The sequence below is a fragment of the Vibrio sp. 1159 genome, assembly GCF_033340395.1.
GTDB lineage: Bacteria > Pseudomonadota > Gammaproteobacteria > Enterobacterales > Vibrionaceae > Vibrio > Vibrio alginolyticus.
In genome coordinates this window covers 16,183-33,406 of sequence record NZ_JAWOWL010000032.1, presented here as the reverse complement: position 1 = coordinate 33,406, position 17,224 = coordinate 16,183, and the positions used below count along the sequence as shown (strand labels likewise).

Genomic DNA, 17,224 nt, shown 5'->3' with positions numbered 1-17,224 from the left:
CACTCTATGGCGGTATTATACTCAAGTAACTTAAAGATGTAGAACTTCCAATCAAATCTGTTCCTCTGATAAGGGGACGCTATTGAAATTTCTTTAAGTCACCCACACTTACTATTGGTAATCGAATTGAACTAGGTGAGTTTCTCGCACTCAAAAGGGTGTGAAATTTCATTTAGGTATAACAAGACTCAAGGACAGAGTAGCGCTGGTTGACTATATGATGGTCATCGCGGCATAGAGAAAGGGAACGGAGCTCCCCCAATCCATGTTGCTGGCTCGTCTGTACATTGAGTTGGCCTATCTACACAAAATAGACAGGCAATCACAGAGTCAAAACACAAAAGGAATTATTCATGTCTAATCCTCTTCTGACGTTTACGGACCTACCTCCGTTTTCTCAAATTAAACCAGAACACATCAAGCCTGCCGTTGAGCAAGCGATTGCTGACTGCCGAGCAAAAATCGATGAAGTTCTACAAGACAACGCTCACCCAACTTGGGACAGTGTGATTGCGCGAATTGAAGAAGCGGATGATCGCTTAAGCCGCATCTGGTCGCCAGTGGGTCACATGAACTCGGTAGTGAACAGCGAAGAGCTACGTGAAGCTTACGAAAGTTGCCTACCAATTTTGTCAGAGTACGGCACTTGGGTTGGTCAGCACAAAGGGTTGTACGAAGCGTACAAAACCATCAAAGCGAGCGAAGAATTTGCAACGTTAACTCGTGCCCAGCAGAAAACCATCACTGATGCACTGCGTGATTTCGAGTTATCAGGCATTGGTTTGCCATCCGATGAGCAGCACCGTTACGGCGAGATCAGCAAACGTATGTCTGAGCTGAGCTCTAAATTCTCTAACAATGTGCTGGATGCCACCATGGGTTGGACCAAGCACATCACAGACGAGAAAGACCTAGCAGGTATGCCAGAATCGGCGCTGGCAGCAGCGAAAGCTGCCGCAGAAGCAAAAGAGTTAGATGGTTACCTCATTACGCTAGATATCCCATCTTACCTACCTGTCATGACGTACTGCGATAACCAAGAGTTGCGTAAAGAAGTGTACGAAGCGTACGTGACGCGCGCTTCTGATCGAGGTCCAAACGCAGGCAAATGGGATAACTCAGAAATCATTACTGAGCAGCTAAAACTGCGCCATGAAATTTCACGTATGCTAGGTTTCAATACTTACAGTGAAAAGTCGTTAGCAACAAAGATGGCTGAAACGCCGGATCAAGTGCTGGGCTTCCTGAATGACCTAGCGACACGAGCGAAACCGCAAGGTGAACGTGAAGTCGAAGAGTTACGTCAGTTTGCGAAAAGTGAGTTTGGTGTTGAAGAGCTGAACGTTTGGGATATCGCTTACTACAGCGAGAAACAAAAGCAGTACCTGTTCCAAATTTCGGATGAAGAACTGCGCCCATACTTCCCAGAGTCAAAAGTCGTGAGCGGTCTGTTTGAAGTGCTAAACCGCGTGTTTGGCATGACCGTTACTGAGCGCGAAGGCGTAGACACTTGGCATGAGTCCGTGCGCTTTTTCGATATCTTTGATGCTGAAGGCACACTCCGTGGCAGTTTCTACCTAGATCTCTACGCTCGTGAACACAAACGTGGCGGCGCGTGGATGGATGATTGTCGTGGTCGTCGCGTTACGCTATCTGGCGAGCTGCAAACGCCGGTTGCGTATCTAACGTGTAACTTCAACCGTCCAGTGGGCGACAAACCAGCACTGTTCACGCACGATGAAGTCGTGACGCTATTCCATGAGTTTGGTCATGGAATCCACCACATGTTGACGCAAGTTGATACAGGTGCTGTTTCAGGTATTAATGGCGTGCCTTGGGATGCGGTTGAGCTACCAAGTCAGTTCCTAGAAAACTGGTGTTGGGAAGAGGATGCGCTGGCGTTCATTTCTGGTCACTATGAGACAGGTGAGCCGCTACCTAAAGCGATGCTAGACAAAATGCTCGCAGCGAAAAACTTCCAATCTGCGATGGGTATTTTGCGTCAGCTAGAATTCGGCTTGTTCGATTTCACGCTTCACACCGAATATGACCCTGAAGTGGGTGCGCGTGTACTGGAAACTCTGGCGAAAGTGAAAGAGAAAGTCGCGGTAGTTCCTGCGGTTGAGTGGGCGCGTTTCTCACACAGCTTCGGCCATATTTTTGCTGGTGGCTACAGTGCGGGTTACTACAGCTACCTGTGGGCTGAAGTGCTGTCGTCAGACGCGTATTCTCGCTTTGAAGAAGAAGGCATCTTCAACAAAGAGACGGGTCTAAGCTTCCTGAACAACATTCTAGAAATGGGGGGCAGTGAAGAGCCAATGGAGCTGTTTAAGCGCTTCCGTGGCCGCGAGCCACAAATCGATGCACTGTTGCGCCATTCGGGTATTGCGGCGTAAATTGAGCAAAAAACATCAAGGCCAACCGTTCGGTTGGCCTTTTTTGTACAGTTTTTATAAAAAATTTTACGGATTTACGTTTCGGTTGATCGGGTTCTGCAACGATATCAATGTCTCCGTGGACTGAACCTCATCAATGGCTTGCAGCTTGTCGATCAGTACAAATTGCAGCTCTTCAATCGATTTGCACATCAATTTGACGAATATGTTATACGCGCCCGTGGTGTAGTAAGCTTCAACGACTTCGTCGAGCGCGTTGAGTTTTTCTAACGCGGAGTGGTAATCACGAGCTGCATTGAGGTTAATACCAATAAAGCAGCACACATCGTAGCCAAGCTTTTTGGTATTGATGATCACCTCCGTTCCCTCGATGATGTCAGCCGACTTCATCTTCTCGATACGCACATGGATAGTGGCAGGGCTGACATCGAACTGCTTTGCCATTTCTGCGTAGGGCGTTCTGGCGTCAGCCATCAGTGTTTTTAATATTGCGCGGTCAAGGTCGTCGAGTTTCGGCAGGCTCGCATTCATACTATGATTTCCGTTAGGGATAGAGTTTTACCTCCCTTTTATACTCATAGCGGATAGGATTCACAAGGTTTGGCAGGAGTAACTGCGGGTTAACTCCGAGCTATGGAGATAATGTGCAGCGTTTTCTGGTTATTGCCGCGCTATGTTGGAGCGCGTTTGCTACGGCCTCAGATCCGAAGGTGTTGGTCGTGCACTCCTATCATCAGGGTTTTTTCTGGACGGACTCCATACAGCGAGGCATCGAGCAACAGCTGGGCGATCGAGCGCTGGACATGCGTGTGCTCTATCTAGACTCGAAACGTAACCAGAGTGAGCAGTTTTTTGCACAACTAAAATCCTTATATCTTACGAAATTACGCAAAGAGCGATTCGATGCCATTTTAGTGAGCGATAACAATGCGCTTGAACTCATGCAGCGTTTAGCCCCAATCATCAAAGACACCCCAGTTATATTTAACGGCATTAATAACTACCATCCTTCTTTACATCGTTCTCTGAATGCAACCGGAGTCATGGAAGATGTCGATTTGGAAGCGAATCTCGCTCTTATTGAGCGCTTACATCCGAACTACACACAAGTTCTCATCGTCAGTGACCACTCGGTGACCGGTGAGGTGTTGCGTTATCAAATCGACAATTTTGTCCTCAAGTTCCCGCAATATCGAGACAAAATCGTACAAGTTGTCCCAGACAGTATCATCGATCTAAAACAACAAGTCGCAAAACTGAGTTCCGATAAAGTCGTCTTGTTCTGGACCTATTACCGAGATAAACAAGGTATGGTTGGCAGCGAGCGTGACTGGGTTGGTGTCAACAAAGTCTCAAACGCGCCGCTGTTTATGGTGCATGACATTGGTTTGGGTCATGGCGCAGTTGGAGGGGTTATTCAAAGTGGTTATCGGCATGGTATTGAGAGCGCAGAGATGCTTGAATTCGTTTTGGATAACCCTGATCAGCCTCTGCCTGCGGTGAAAAAAAGTGATTCTGAAATAAAGCTCGATTACCAAGCGGTAGCGCGTTGGGGATTGGGGGCTGAACAAGAGGTTTCTGCGGTATTTTTTAATAAGCCAATGAAGCTTTCTGAACGTTTTGCCAAGGAAATTCGCCTGTTTGGTAGCCTGTTTGTGGTGATGTCGGTGGTCATTTTGCTGATGGGTTATTATTTACAGCGGATGCGTCGCAGTGAGAGCGCTGCGCGAGAAAGCCAGGCTATTCTAGAATCGATTTTCGATCAGAGCATGCAGTATATGGGCATTTTGGATGCCAACGGTGTGCTTAAATCGGGCAACGATCACCTTCAATCCTTACTTTATCACCAAGGACTGCGTTTAGACCGACCACTTTGGTTTCACCCCAACTGGAGTGAAAAAGCACAAGCGTTGCTTGAGGAGTATTTCCACGCGCCTCACCATCAAGTGTCGACGTTTGAAGCTGAAATTTGGAGTAAAGAACACGGCGCATTGGTGTTAGAAGTTTCGCTCAAGCCTTTTTCTCAGCAAGTAGGGAATCATAAGCAATACTTGTTTGAAGCGCGCGATATTACCAGTCGTAAATTGATGGAGGACAAGCTCTACCAACGTGAGTCAACCCTACGCAACTATTATGAGCAGCAGCCCGTGATGATGGTGACGCTTGATAGTAATAACCGAATTCAAGAAGTGAATCGATTTGCTCAACTACTTCTTGGCTACAAACCGATGGACATGCTCGGACATCGCCTGAGGGAGTTCTATTTTGATGACAAAGTGCTGTTCCCTCGCCAAGTGTTATTGCAACCCAACCAGCAAGTGCATGGTGTTTGGCGACGTGAAGTCGAGTATCGTCATGCAAATGGTCATCGTGTTTGGGTGCGCGAGAATATTCGTCCGCTGAGTGAATCTGAGCAACTGCTGATTGTGGGCGAAGATATTACCGAAACCAAACTGCTCTCCGAGAAATTGGAATACCAAGCTCGCTATGACTTACTGACGGGGACTTACAACAGAAACCATTTTGAACTAGAGCTTAAGACCGCACTGTGCGAAGTGGACAGCCATCGTCGAGTCCACGCCATGTTGTACCTCGACTTAGATCAACTAAAAGTCCTCAATGATACGGTTGGGCATGATGCAGGTGATGCGGCGATTCAATTCTGCGCCAGTATGCTGGAAGGCGTTCTGCCGTACAATTCCATCTTGGCTCGAATGGGAGGCGATGAGTTTGCGGTGTTACTCAAAGACTGTGACGAATATGGCGCCATCAATATTGCCAAACTGATCATCTCGACACTAAGCGAACACCTCTTTATTTGGGAAGACACACGCCTGTTCATCAGTTGCTCAATTGGTATCCGTATCATCGATCATACCGCTGATACGCCACAAATGGTGCACGCTCAAGCAGACTCTGCTTGTCACGCCGCTAAAGAGCAAGGCCGTAATCGCTATAATCTATTCAGCTTAGATAACGAAGAGTTGCAGCGTCGTCAGATGGAAATGCAGAGCGTCAATTTGGTGCATGAGGCATTGTCGAATCAACGTTTAGAACTGTTTGCTCAACCGATAAAAAGCTTACAAAAGCACGAGACTCAAATGTATTTTGAGATTTTGGTGCGTATTCGCAATGGGTACGGTGATTATGTTTCTCCTGCGCTGTTTATCCCTGCTTCCGAGCGTTACAACATTGCCCATTGGATTGATAAGCAGGTTATTACTCAAACGCTAGAGTGGTTTGAACAGCGTCCTGAGGTGGTTGAACAGCTTGGTCGCTGTTCGATAAACCTTTCAGGTCAATCTATGGGGAATCAAGAGTTTATTGACTTCTTATTGGAGCGATTGGAAAGTTCGACTCTGCCGTGTGAAAAAATCTGCTTAGAAATCACCGAGACAGCGGCGATGAGCAATCTGGATCAAGCCATTGAGTTGTTTACCAAGCTAAAGTCTTTGGGTTGCATGATTGCATTGGATGATTTCGGATCTGGATTGTCTTCATTTGGTTACTTAAAGAAACTTCCTGTCGATATCGTGAAAATTGATGGTCTTTTCGTGCAAGATATCAACGTAAATGAAATGGACCGCGTGATGGTTCGTTCAATCAATGACTTGGCGAAACAGCTCGGCAAAGTGACGGTGGCGGAGTTTGTCGAAAATGACCAGGTCATGCAGCATTTGATAGACCTCGGTGTGGACTACGGTCAAGGCTACGGTATTGGTCATCCTAAGCCGCTTTCTGAGCTAGTGGAGCAACTGACGGTTGTATAACCTCTTCGTAGCAAGCTCAACCTAGCATTAATAGGTAACTTAGGTATACACTCAGCGCCAGTTACCTCGATTTTTATTGGAGCCTCCTTTTGCAACTGCAATTGATCTGTGAAAACCCGTCTCAACAATCTCATCTTGATGAACTCGCTGCGCGTTGGCAGCTTTCACACACTGACGATAGCGATTTTGCTTTGGTGCTAACCACCGAGCGTTTGGAGCTACGTAAAGTGGATGAGCCAAAGCTGGGTGCAATCTTTGTGGATTTAATTGGTGGTGCGGTCGGTCATCGTCGCAAGTTCGGTGGTGGTAAAGGCCAGGCAATTGCGAAAGCGGCGGGTTTGAACAAAGGGGCAACGCCAACCGTGTTAGATGGCACGGCAGGTCTTGGTCGTGATGCGTTTGTGCTCGCCTCGCTAGGTTGTAAAGTGCAGATGGTCGAGCGTCATCCAGTCGTAGCGGCTTTGTTAGATGATGGCTTGGATCGAGCGAAACAAGACCCAGAAATTGGCACCTGGGTATCTGAGCGCATGTCGCTAATCCATGCTTCTAGCCATGATGCGCTGGAACAATTGGCGCAAGATAAAGACTTTGTCCAGCCAGATGTGGTGTACCTTGACCCGATGTATCCGCACCCAGAAAATAAAAAGAAGTCGGCGCTCGTAAAAAAAGAAATGCGCGTTTTCCAATCGTTGGTTGGCGCCGATTTGGACGCCGATGGTTTGCTAGAACCAGCCATGGCGTTAGCCACAAAGCGTGTAGTAGTTAAACGCCCAGACTATGCTAACTGGCTGAACGAGAAAAAACCGACCATGGCGATTGAAACGAAAAAAAATCGCTTCGATGTCTATGTTAAAGCATCGATGGCATAACTTCCTGACGGCTCAACTTTTCTTGTCACAGTACGGTGTGTCGTGCTGTGACTCAGCCTCTCTTTCCTCGTCTCTATTGATAGTTTTCTCTTGCTAATTCCCTTCCCTGACTGTATATCTAACTAAGAATTATTATTATTTCACTTGTTGTGATGCGGTCGATAACTGGGAAGCTGGAGTAGTAGAATGGCTAAACGTTTATGTAAAATGAGTCGCAAACAGATCGCGGCAGAACTTGGTGATATCCATCGTTTAGTTGTCGCACCAAAATTCGTTTGTCGTTCTTGCGCACGCTCTTCATCGGCCAAAGATACCCTTTGTAAGCCAGCCGCAATTCCTCCACAAAAATGCCAAGACAAGCCACTGAGTGAGCAACAAGCATGTGGCTTATTGGTTGAAGCTCTGCCATCACAAGCGATTCCAGTGACCACTAAACAAAGCAACGAAAAAGCCGCGATTGTGAAGCGTGTTGTTGAGCGTGTGAAAGAGAAAAAACAAGCCGAAAAATCTCTGGAGCCAGTAAGAGCCGACGCACCAGTATGGTTTGATTTAGCGGATAAAAAATCGCTCAAGAAAGCGAAAAAAGCACTGAAAAAGCACTATAAGCAGCAAAAGAAGTTACTAAAAGTGGCGAAAAAACAACAAAAGTTACTTAAGCGTCAGCGCAAGCTTGAAGCGCGCAATGCGAAACTAGAAGTGTTGCTGCCAACGCCACCTAATACTTTGATGAACGCAATCTCACAAGCCAAAGTGCATTAATCAAACAAAAAACGCTCTCCAGTCGGAGAGCGTTTTTTATTGTCGAAATGTTTATAGGATTAGCTGCGTTACTTATTGGCGTAGCTCATCTCTACGCGCTTTTTCACCCAGGTTTCGTTAATCCATAGGGATAGCATGATGATCGCACCGCCAATGGCGAGTCGCATGACATCAACATCGCGGTTCCAAATCACAATGTTTACAATCAAGCCCGCCGGAACCAATGCATTGTTCATTACTGCCAGTGCACCTGCGTTCACCATAGTCGCGCCTTTGTTCCAAGCAAAGTAACCAAAACCAGAAGCAATCAACCCAAGGTATGTCAGAATGCCCCATTGTGTTGCAGTGGTAGGTAGTTTGTCGAGGTTACCCATGAGCGCGAAAGCCACGGTTGCTACACAAAGTGCACCTAAGTAGAAGTAGCCAAACACGGTGTGTTGTGGCAAATCGACGGGTTCACTCTCCATGATATATTTGTAGCCCACCTGACCGATGGCAAAGCAGAGGTTTGCTCCTTGTACGACCAAGAAGCCCAGTAGGAAATCTTCATTAATGCCTGCAAATTTAATCCAGGCGGCACCAAATACGGCTATTGCTGCGGTAACTAAGTACCAAGGTGAAAAGCGACCCTTCAAGAAGTCATAGATGAGCGTGACGTAAATGGGTGTGAATACGGTGAACAGCAATACTTCTGGCACGGAAAGGAGCAAAAAAGATTGGTAGTAGAAGCAATACATCAAACCGAGCTGGAAGCCACCGACAGTCATCAGTTTCGCGATTAGGGATTTGCTAACGCCACGGAATTTCAAAAAGGGAATGAAAACCAGGCTCGCCAGTGCCACGCGCATGAACACCGAGAACCAAGAATCAACCTGACCGGCGAGGTAAACGCCGATCAGGCTAAATGAGAATGCCCAAAGTAGGGTAACTGCGGATAGATAAGCCATGGATGAGAATCTTTATCAACAACAAATGTGCCCGCAGTCTAACCAAGTTTTATCGTTGCGCCAATCAGTCTTTTAGCGGTACGACCAGCATATCGACTGGTGAGCAGTTAATCAGCTGTCGAGTCGAAGATAGAATCTTGCTCCAGAAATCTTGGTGATGACCACAAACCACCAAATCGATACTGTAGTCTTGAATGGTATCGCACAGCTCATTACTCAAATCGCCACTACCGACTAAAGTATGGGCAATTGGGTATTGCGCATATTCAGCGAAGTTTGCCAATTGTGTGCGCGATGCTTCCATTGCTTGATGTTGCGCTTCTGCCATATTGATATCGATAAGCCCGGTGTAGAGTTCTGCGTAGTTCACGTCGATGTGAATAAAAGAGACTTTCGCATCCAGAGGTTTAGCCAGTGATACGGCTTTCTTAATCAACACTTTACTGTCGTCTGAAAGGTCGACTGCCACAAGTATGTGTTTGTAACTCATATTGCTATCTCCTTGTAAGGTCATAGTTTTAGATTAGCACCAACCCCAAAAAAAATTTGCTGAAGTGATCTCATATCGGTGCCGTAGGTACAAAGTCTTGTCTCAGTAATCATGTTATAGTGGCGTTATACCCAAGTGACTTTGATATGCTGAAATAAGCGTAGTGTTACTGACTAGAGTTGAAGTGAAACTTCGCCGTGTCTGCCGGACCAAGCTATTCTCGCAGCGTCACTTATTTCGAGGTTACTTGGGTATATTGCATGCACAATAATAGGAGTTAACATGCTGTCTCAAACTATGGTCGAACAATTGAATGAGCAAATTAACCTAGAATTTTTCTCATCCAATCTATACTTACAAATGAGTGCTTGGTGTGAAGACAAAGGTTTTGAAGGTGCGGCTGAATTTTTACGCGCTCACGCCGTAGAAGAAATGGAGCACATGCAACGCCTATTCACTTACGTGAGTGAAACTGGCTCAATGCCAATCTTAGGCGCTATTGATGCGCCAAAGCATGACTTTGCGAGCCTAGGTGACGTTTTCCGCGAGACATTTGAACATGAGCAAATGATCACGGAAAAAATCAACAAACTGGCGCACGTTGCATTTACTAGCCAAGACTACTCAACGTTTAACTTCCTACAGTGGTACGTGTCAGAACAGCACGAAGAAGAGAAGTTGTTTAAAGGGATTTTAGATAAGATCGAACTGGTAGGTGAAGACGGTAAAGCGTTGTTCTTCATTGACAAAGATCTAGCACAAATGGCGAAAGAAGGTTCATCTTCAATCATGGATGCTCCAGCTGCGTAAACGCGTTTTGGGACGTTGTAAGTAGCGGGTAAAGACGAAGTGTTGATCGTCTTTTTCTCTTGAGCATTGTTGAAGATGTAGGGAGGAAAAGATGATCAGTGGAGACACAATCTTATTTGCGCTAATGGTGGTAACTGGAGTTAATATGGTCCGGTATCTCACCGCTCTTCGTTCTCTAATTTATATCATGCGTGAAGCGCATCCGCTGTTATATCAGCAAGTTGATGGTAATGGTTTTTTTACTACTCATGGAAATGTCACCAAGCAGGTGAGGTTGTATCACTACATTAAAAGTAAAGAATATCATCATCACCACGATGAAATTTTTACTGGTAAGTGTGAAAGAGTGCGTGAATTGTTTGTTCTATCGACCGCGTTGCTCGGCGTGACGCTACTTGCGGCCTTCATTCTCTAAGAGTCAATAATCCAGAAGTTGTTCTGTCTGAGATTTTGCGGACATACAGAGCGCTTAGAGTTTAAGCGCTTTTCCCTTTCGGTATTTGTCGGTAGAATGTCGCGCCTAGAAAGCAAGGATGTGCAATGTGCACATCCTTTTTTATTTTGATTTGATACCAATCAGTCTAAGAGCTACCGATGAGTAAGAAATTTGATGTTGTTGTAATTGGCGCAGGCGCAGCAGGTTTAATGTGTGCTGCAGAAGCAGGCAAGCGAGGCCGCCGTGTTTTGGTGCTCGATCATGCTAAAAAGCCAGGACGTAAAATCCTTATCTCGGGCGGTGGTCGTTGTAACTTCACTAACTACGACGTTTCAGCTAATCACTATTTGTGTCAAAACCCGCACTTTGTTAAGTCGGCGCTCTCCCAATACACTAACTGGGATTTTATCTCGATGGTGTGTAAACATGGCATTGAGTTCGAAGAGCGTGATCACGGCCAGTTGTTTTGTGTCGAAGCATTTACGGCCAAAGATATCGTGAAGATGTTGTTAGCTGAGTGTGACATGCCGAACATCGAGCAGCGTTACCAATGCGATGTTCATTCGATTGAAAAAATTGATGAAGGCTTTCGTTTGCATGCTGGTACTGAGATTGTCGAATGTGAGTCTTTAGTTATCGCAACAGGTGGCTTGTCGATGCCAAAACTGGGAGCGACACCATTTGGTTATAAAGTCGCGGAACAATTTGGTCTTCGAGTTATTCCAACCACGGCAGGGCTTGTACCATTTACTCTGCATAAAGAAGACAAAGAAGACTTTGCTGAGTTATCTGGTATCGCGGTACCTGCGGAAATTACGGCTGAAGATGGCACCATGTTCAAAGAAGCCCTGCTCTTCACACATCGTGGGTTATCTGGTCCAGCAGTGTTACAGATTTCTTCATTCTGGCGGGCCGGACAAAAGGTGTTGATCAATCTTGTGCCAAACGATGATGTTGCTGAGTTATTAGAACGCAGTCGTGAGAAGCATCCAAATCAGTCACTCAAGAATACGCTTGCCAAAGTGCTGCCTAAGCGTCTGGTTGAAGTCTTAATTGAACGTAAAGAGCTAGTCGATAAACCGCTAAAACAGTTCAATCAAAAGGAGCTTGCGGCGATTGTGGAGCGTCTAGAGCATTGGGATATCGCCCCGAATGGCACTGAAGGCTACCGAACTGCGGAAGTGACACTCGGCGGTGTCGATACTGATCACTTATCCTCGAAAACCATGGAATGCAAAGACATTAAAGGGCTTTATTTTATTGGTGAAGTGATGGATGTGACTGGTTGGCTAGGGGGCTACAATTTTCAGTGGTGCTGGTCGAGCGGCTTTGTTGCGGGGCAGTGGGTTTAATCAAACACCAAACGCAGCCTAACTGCATAAAAGATAAGATACAAAAAGAGCACTGAATAAAATTCAGTGCTCTTTTTGTACTCCCATAGCGAGTTACTCGTCTTGATACTTTTCGAGTTTGTTATAGAGCGTTTTCACGCTAATGCCTAACTCCTGCGCTGATTCCGTTTTATTGCCTTGATTCTCTTCAAGGGTATTGAGAATGGCGGCTTTTTCTAGCTCTTCTAGCGAAACGCCCGCCGGAACAAGGTCTTCGATGCTGGTGCCTGTTTCCAATGGTGGTGTGTCGAAGATAAGATGTTCATCTCGGATGGTGTCATCAGCCAAAATGAATGCACGCTCGATCGTGTGTTTGAGCTCACGGACATTACCTGGCCAGTCGTGTGCAGCGATTTTTTGGATCGCAGAGTCAAGAATCGTTTTGGTTTTTGCCTCATTGGCGTTGCGGTGCGCAATAAAGTGCTTGGCCAGACCTACGATATCACCGCCTCGTTCTCGCAGTGGCGGTATCGTTAATGGGAAATGCGATAAGCGGAAAAACAGATCTTCACGCAGGAACTGCTCCTCAATGGCGATTTTAGGATCACGGTTTGTAGCAGCAATGATGCGAGTATTAGCGATATGAACCGTATTACTGCCAACTGGGCGATACTCTCCGGTTTCTAGCACCCGCAATAGCTTCACTTGATGCTCGATAGGCATCTCGGTGATTTCATCTAAAAATAGGGTGCCGCCCTCTGCCTGCTTAAATACACCTTGGTGAGTTTTATTTGCTCCGGTAAAAGCGCCTTTCTCATGGCCAAACAGTTCACTATCAACCAATTCAGGGCTAATGGCACCACAGTTAATCGCTATAAAGGGCTGTTGTTTACGCTCACTCGCTAAGTGGATGGTCTGCGCCACCAGTTCTTTGCCTGATCCACTTTCACCGACAATAAGGACGTTGGCTTCTGTTTTAGCAACGCGCCTGATCATACGATAGAGCTGATGCATCGGAGAGGAAGAGCCGACCAAAAGACCAAATTGGTCAAGATCGCTGGTGGACACTTTACGCCCTTGATCTTGTTTGTGTTGATAGTACTGGCTGACTTCGCTCAGGGTGTCCGTCAGAATGGCAATATCAACGGGCTTTCTGTAGTGAAAAATAGCACCCAAGTTCATCAGCTTATCCAAGTTCTCGTTTGGAGCGCCTGAGCTAATGATGATCAAGTCCATATCGTAGATGTCTTCGATATTAGAAAGACGTTGATAATCTGCACTAGTAAAGTGGGCGACTTCAACAATCGCAACTTCCGGTTTGAGTTGTAGGAAATCTTCAATCCATTGGTCTGCGGCATCGATGTCATGCAGACGAAATTTGTTCAGTTCCTGGCAAGAAGCGATGGCATTTTTAAGTGATGGATCTTGTATTCTTAGAAACAGGCTTGGCATCGACATAGAAATGTCCTCTTTACTATGACAGAAACAATGTACGTGGATTATTCTCACTTCACAAGACAAAATATTGTCAGCATAGATTTAAGGATTTGTTCGGTATTTTTATGTTATTAGCCCCTTTTTGATATATATCGGTGAGAGCCATCAGTAGATATTTCCTTTTGTTCAGATTTTTATTTTTAAAATAATAATTTTGCTATTAATTGATTCTGGAGAAATAGCCTTTCTGTTTTATCAGGTTATTTAGGCACAAGTGACGGAGGCTTTATCACCGATTAAAAATTACATTTTTTACGTGTAAATAATTCATGCTTATACTTTATTGCTCATCTCATTTTTACCTCTTTCCTTTATTAGTCACTTAAAAACAATGAGTTATAAAGTTGGCACGTGGTTTGCTCCTAGGGAAGTGCAACGTCAATAAAGGAGAATTACCATGAATAACATCGCAGCTAAAATTGTACTTACGTCAGTTCTTGCTACTTCATCTACAGCAGTCTTAGCGAGTGATAAATGGGAAAAAGAATCCATGGACGCTTGGCTAGATGGTAAAGCTGAAACCACACTACTGCTAAACAGCAATCTCAACTCTTTTGATATCAATACCGATGTTGAGAATCAGGTCGTTACCCTTTCTGGTTCGGTAAACAATGATCTTGAAAAATCACTTGCCGAAGAGCTTGTTACTGGTCTTGATGGTGTGAAAAAAGTAAACAACGAATTGTCAGTAGTGAATGAAGGCAAGAAAGAAACTGATTCAGAAGCTTTAGCTACACTGACCGATTCTAAAATCACGACTATAGTTAAAACGCGCCTACTAATGGATACCAATGTGAGTGGTACGGATATTGATGTAACGACAGAACGCAAAACGGTAACGTTGGCAGGTCAAGTTAATTCAGATGCGGAGCATGATCTTGCAATTTCAATTGCAAATAACACCAATGACGTAAATAAGGTGATTGATAAGCTAGAAGTGGTTCAATAATAGCGAGCCGAGTGATTTAACCCACTTTTATTAGGAGGTAACACTATGGTTCGTTGGATGTTTATTTTTCTGGCACTGGCACTAATTTCTGCACTATTAGGCTTTACTGGTATTGCAGGAGCTGCTGCCTCTATCGCGCAAGTGATATTTTACCTATTCCTATTGTCATTAATTGTATCAATAGTGATTGTTCTGCTGGGAAGAAAAAACGTAAATAGATAGGAGATTCCATGCGACTTACGTCATTTATTTACCGTATCGCCGCAGTATTCGGTTTGGTGTTTGCGTTGGCAGCTTGTAGTGAAGAAGGGCCAATGGAACAGGCCGGCAAAAAGATAGATGAAGCCGCCGAAGAAACCCAAAATGCGATTGAAGATGAATGTGAAAACATTAAAGAAAACCTAAACGCTGAAGACCAAGACTGTTAGCCGAATCAGGTTAGGTTTTTTACGCATAGCTATGTAAGAGAGGGGCGGTCAATAACCGCCCTTCCTTTTGTCCCAATTGTTTACAATCAGATAAGGAGTCAAAGATGAAAAACATATTTGATGTACTGAAAGAGAGTCATGAAAAGCAACGCCTTTTACTCGATGCTCTGATGGAAACGTCTGGAGATTCCCCCGCTCGTGAAGAGTTTTATCACAACCTTAAAGAGGAACTCGAACAGCACGCAGCGGCAGAAGAGCGGTTTTTCTACGCGCCTTTAATAGATAGCGATAAGACCATTGATCTCACTCGCCATGGCATCGCAGAGCATCATGAAATTGATAAAGTGATTGCACAGCTTGATGCAACCGATATGAGCTCGCCAGCGTGGCTCAACCTAATGAAAACCTTGCGTCACAAAGTGTTGCACCATCTTGAGGAAGAAGAGCAGCGTTTCTTCCAGTTAGCCGGTAAGGTAATGACCGATAAGCAGAAAATGAAACTAGCGGATGGTTATGTTGAAGAGATGGTAAGCTAGGTAGAGTGTTGGACCTTTTCGTGCCATTTCGGCACGGGAAGGCACTCAATCAAGGCGTTTACTCAAGTTCATGTATCCAAGCTCAATCCCCCGCGTATTCTAACTTCCACTAAAAAGTGCACTCGCTGAAGGCAAGGAGAGCGAATGTTTATCATCAAATATTATATTCTTGGCGCTCTGATCAGTTTATTGGCCGCTATCTATACGCCTCAAATTATCGTTAGTTTGCTGTTCTTATGGATATCGCTTTCTTTAGCGTTGGTCAGCGTAGCCTACGTATTCGACATTCCCTCTATTTTTAGAAAAAACCAAGATGGCAAGATTGTCAGGTGGATTCGCTGGGCATTCATCCCATTTCTATTGGGGGCTAGAGCGTATAACGCCTGGGAAAGACGGCGTGATACAGTGCCTCCAATCCAAAAAGTCAGCGACAATTTATACCTATCTCGCCGTTTGTTTCAGAGTGACTTAGATTTTCTCGAATCCAATGAAATCTCTTGTATTGTCGATGTCACCGCAGAATTTGCAGGCCTTGAAAGTGCGATGACCGACAAGCAGTTTCATTACCTTTCGATTCCGGTACTCGACCACAAAGCCCCAACGCTAGAGCGCCTTCGCCATGCGATTAACTGGATTGATACTCAAATCTCGTGCTCGCGGGCAGTGGTTGTGCATTGTGCGTTAGGGCGTGGTCGTTCAGTGTTTGTTGTGGCGGCGTATTTACTGAGCAAAGACCCGTCACTGACGGTTGAATCCGTGATGAAAAAAATCAATGACGTACGCAGTACCGCGAGATTGAATAAATTACAGATTAGAACGTTACGAGCGATCAGTGAAAAAGGCGTACTAGGGCTGGATCAATCCACTTGGATGGTGGTTAACCCTGTTGCAGGTGGCGGAAAATGGGAGGAAAACGAACAGCACCTGATTCGTGAACTAACCAAAAAATATCGCTTGAGTATTCATCAAACCACCACAAACCTCAGCGCCGAGCAGCTAACACAACAGGCAAAAGAAAGTGGAGCTAAGCAAATCATCGTAGCTGGTGGCGATGGCACAGTAACAGAGGTGGCGAGCCAATTGGTGGATACCGACCTAAAACTCGGTATTGTTCCGCTCGGAACTGCCAATGCGTTATGTCATGTGCTCTATGGCGTTGGCGCAAAATTCTCACCGGTCGAAAAAGCGTGTGAAGCGTTGCTTGGCGGACACTGCCAACGTATTGATACTGCGGAATGTAATCAGCGGCTTATTTTATTGGTCTTAGGTATTGGGCTAGAACAGAAGATGATCGAGCACGCTCAGCGAGAAGAGAAAAATGTTTTTGGACAACTCGCTTACCTCACTGGCTTTTTTAATGCTGTAGTGGCGGAAGAAACGCAAGCTTTAACCGTTTCGTTAGACGCTCCAACTGAAGATGGAAACCACGACAATAATACACAAACGCTTGAAGTCCATAGTTTTGTCGTTGCGAATATCGCTCCATTTAGTACGTTGCTTGCCCAAGGTGGTGATGCGCCGCAGCCTGATGATGGCAAGCTGCATATCACATATTTAGATAACACCGAGTCTTTAGGTGGACGTCTTATCGCCTTGTCGGATCTGACATTAACGAGCGTAGGTGCACAGGAAGAATCGACACATTTTCAATACGCGACGGCTCAGAGCGTCACTATTTCTGCGAATAAACCGATTGAATATGTGATTGATGGTGAACTGTATTCTGATGAGCAACTGGCAATCAAGCTGCGTCCAAAGTCATTGAACGTATTTGTTCCAAGCCAGAGACGTAAATCAGCTTCGCTTTAACACAGATAATCCGCGGATAACGCGCCATTTGCTTCGTATTCTACATGGCGCTTTTTCTGTGCTGTTTGATGATTTGGTGTGCGTCGTAAAAAGGCTATTAAGGTCGCTGCGTAGTAGATGCAGCGGCTTTTTTCTATCTGTACCTTTTACTAGGTTGATTGGGGATGAGGGTTAAACAAAGTGAAGAAAGAAGGGCG

The 17,224-nt window shown here is 45.4% G+C and carries 16 protein-coding genes; 12 read left to right on the top strand and 4 right to left on the bottom strand.

The window, feature by feature from the left end; translation table 11 throughout:
* Window positions 1-353: 353 nt before the first annotated feature.
* Window positions 354-2,396, top strand: a complete 2,043-nt coding sequence (gene prlC, locus R7127_RS20395; protein WP_318141898.1) for an oligopeptidase A — start codon at window positions 354-356, stop codon at window positions 2,394-2,396.
* 66 nt (window positions 2,397-2,462) lie between these two features.
* On the opposite strand, the gene asnC is transcribed toward prlC, so the two are convergent.
* Complete coding sequence (gene asnC, locus R7127_RS20390; protein ID WP_005389595.1) at window positions 2,463-2,927, bottom strand: transcriptional regulator AsnC; 465 nt, start codon at window positions 2,925-2,927, stop codon at window positions 2,463-2,465.
* A 113-nt stretch (window positions 2,928-3,040) separates the two neighbouring features.
* On the opposite strand from asnC, the gene R7127_RS20385 reads away from it, so the two are divergent.
* The 3 genes from R7127_RS20385 to R7127_RS20375 all read left to right on the top strand — a co-directional run bounded on the left by R7127_RS20385 (window position 3,041) and on the right by R7127_RS20375 (window position 7,794).
* Complete coding sequence (locus R7127_RS20385) at window positions 3,041-6,166, top strand: EAL domain-containing protein (protein WP_258457918.1); 3,126 nt, start codon at window positions 3,041-3,043, stop codon at window positions 6,164-6,166.
* An 89-nt stretch (window positions 6,167-6,255) separates the two neighbouring features.
* Window positions 6,256-7,035 (top strand): class I SAM-dependent methyltransferase, encoded by a 780-nt coding sequence (locus tag R7127_RS20380; protein WP_005379162.1) that lies wholly within the window; start codon window positions 6,256-6,258, stop codon window positions 7,033-7,035.
* A gap of 186 nt (window positions 7,036-7,221) precedes the next feature.
* A complete protein-coding gene (locus tag R7127_RS20375) occupies window positions 7,222-7,794 on the top strand; it encodes a hypothetical protein (protein WP_213967730.1) in 573 nt (190 codons plus the stop codon).
* Window positions 7,795-7,862: 68 nt separating this feature from the next.
* Here the strand turns inward: R7127_RS20375 and R7127_RS20370 are convergent, their stop codons facing one another.
* Both R7127_RS20370 and uspA read right to left on the bottom strand, forming a co-directional pair.
* Window positions 7,863-8,741: a carboxylate/amino acid/amine transporter gene (locus R7127_RS20370; protein WP_017821112.1), complete on the bottom strand. Its 879-nt coding sequence runs from the start codon at window positions 8,739-8,741 to the stop codon at window positions 7,863-7,865.
* Between the two features lie 64 nt (window positions 8,742-8,805).
* Entirely contained in the window at window positions 8,806-9,231 is a 426-nt protein-coding gene (uspA, locus tag R7127_RS20365) for a universal stress protein UspA (RefSeq protein WP_005379165.1), read from the bottom strand.
* Window positions 9,232-9,513: 282 nt separating this feature from the next.
* Here uspA and ftnA point away from each other — a divergent pair, with 282 nt between their 5' ends.
* The 3 genes from ftnA to R7127_RS20350 all read left to right on the top strand — a co-directional run bounded on the left by ftnA (window position 9,514) and on the right by R7127_RS20350 (window position 11,829).
* A complete protein-coding gene (ftnA, locus tag R7127_RS20360; RefSeq protein ID WP_005379167.1) occupies window positions 9,514-10,041 on the top strand; it encodes a non-heme ferritin in 528 nt (175 codons plus the stop codon).
* Between the two features lie 91 nt (window positions 10,042-10,132).
* Window positions 10,133-10,456 carry a universal stress protein UspB gene (uspB, locus tag R7127_RS20355; protein WP_005379169.1) on the top strand — a complete coding sequence of 108 codons (324 nt, stop codon included), beginning with the start codon at window positions 10,133-10,135 and terminating at the stop codon, window positions 10,454-10,456.
* 179 nt (window positions 10,457-10,635) lie between these two features.
* Complete coding sequence (locus R7127_RS20350) at window positions 10,636-11,829, top strand: NAD(P)/FAD-dependent oxidoreductase (RefSeq protein ID WP_005379170.1); 1,194 nt, start codon at window positions 10,636-10,638, stop codon at window positions 11,827-11,829.
* A gap of 93 nt (window positions 11,830-11,922) precedes the next feature.
* On the opposite strand, the gene R7127_RS20345 is transcribed toward R7127_RS20350, so the two are convergent.
* Window positions 11,923-13,266 carry a sigma-54 interaction domain-containing protein gene (locus tag R7127_RS20345; protein WP_005382945.1) on the bottom strand — a complete coding sequence of 448 codons (1,344 nt, stop codon included), beginning with the start codon at window positions 13,264-13,266 and terminating at the stop codon, window positions 11,923-11,925.
* A gap of 436 nt (window positions 13,267-13,702) precedes the next feature.
* Here R7127_RS20345 and R7127_RS20340 point away from each other — a divergent pair, with 436 nt between their 5' ends.
* The 5 genes from R7127_RS20340 to R7127_RS20320 all read left to right on the top strand — a co-directional run bounded on the left by R7127_RS20340 (window position 13,703) and on the right by R7127_RS20320 (window position 17,027).
* Complete coding sequence (locus R7127_RS20340; RefSeq protein ID WP_042522589.1) at window positions 13,703-14,254, top strand: BON domain-containing protein; 552 nt, start codon at window positions 13,703-13,705, stop codon at window positions 14,252-14,254.
* A gap of 45 nt (window positions 14,255-14,299) precedes the next feature.
* Window positions 14,300-14,476 carry a DUF1328 family protein gene (locus R7127_RS20335; protein ID WP_005379177.1) on the top strand — a complete coding sequence of 59 codons (177 nt, stop codon included), beginning with the start codon at window positions 14,300-14,302 and terminating at the stop codon, window positions 14,474-14,476.
* An 8-nt stretch (window positions 14,477-14,484) separates the two neighbouring features.
* Window positions 14,485-14,682 (top strand): hypothetical protein, encoded by a 198-nt coding sequence (locus tag R7127_RS20330; RefSeq protein WP_005379178.1) that lies wholly within the window; start codon window positions 14,485-14,487, stop codon window positions 14,680-14,682.
* 104 nt (window positions 14,683-14,786) lie between these two features.
* On the top strand, window positions 14,787-15,218 hold the full coding sequence (locus R7127_RS20325; protein WP_017821107.1) for a hemerythrin domain-containing protein: 432 nt from the start codon (window positions 14,787-14,789) through the stop codon (window positions 15,216-15,218).
* Window positions 15,219-15,362: 144 nt separating this feature from the next.
* On the top strand, window positions 15,363-17,027 hold the full coding sequence (locus R7127_RS20320; RefSeq protein ID WP_062730778.1) for a diacylglycerol kinase family protein: 1,665 nt from the start codon (window positions 15,363-15,365) through the stop codon (window positions 17,025-17,027).
* The last annotated feature ends 197 nt before the right edge of the window (window positions 17,028-17,224 follow it).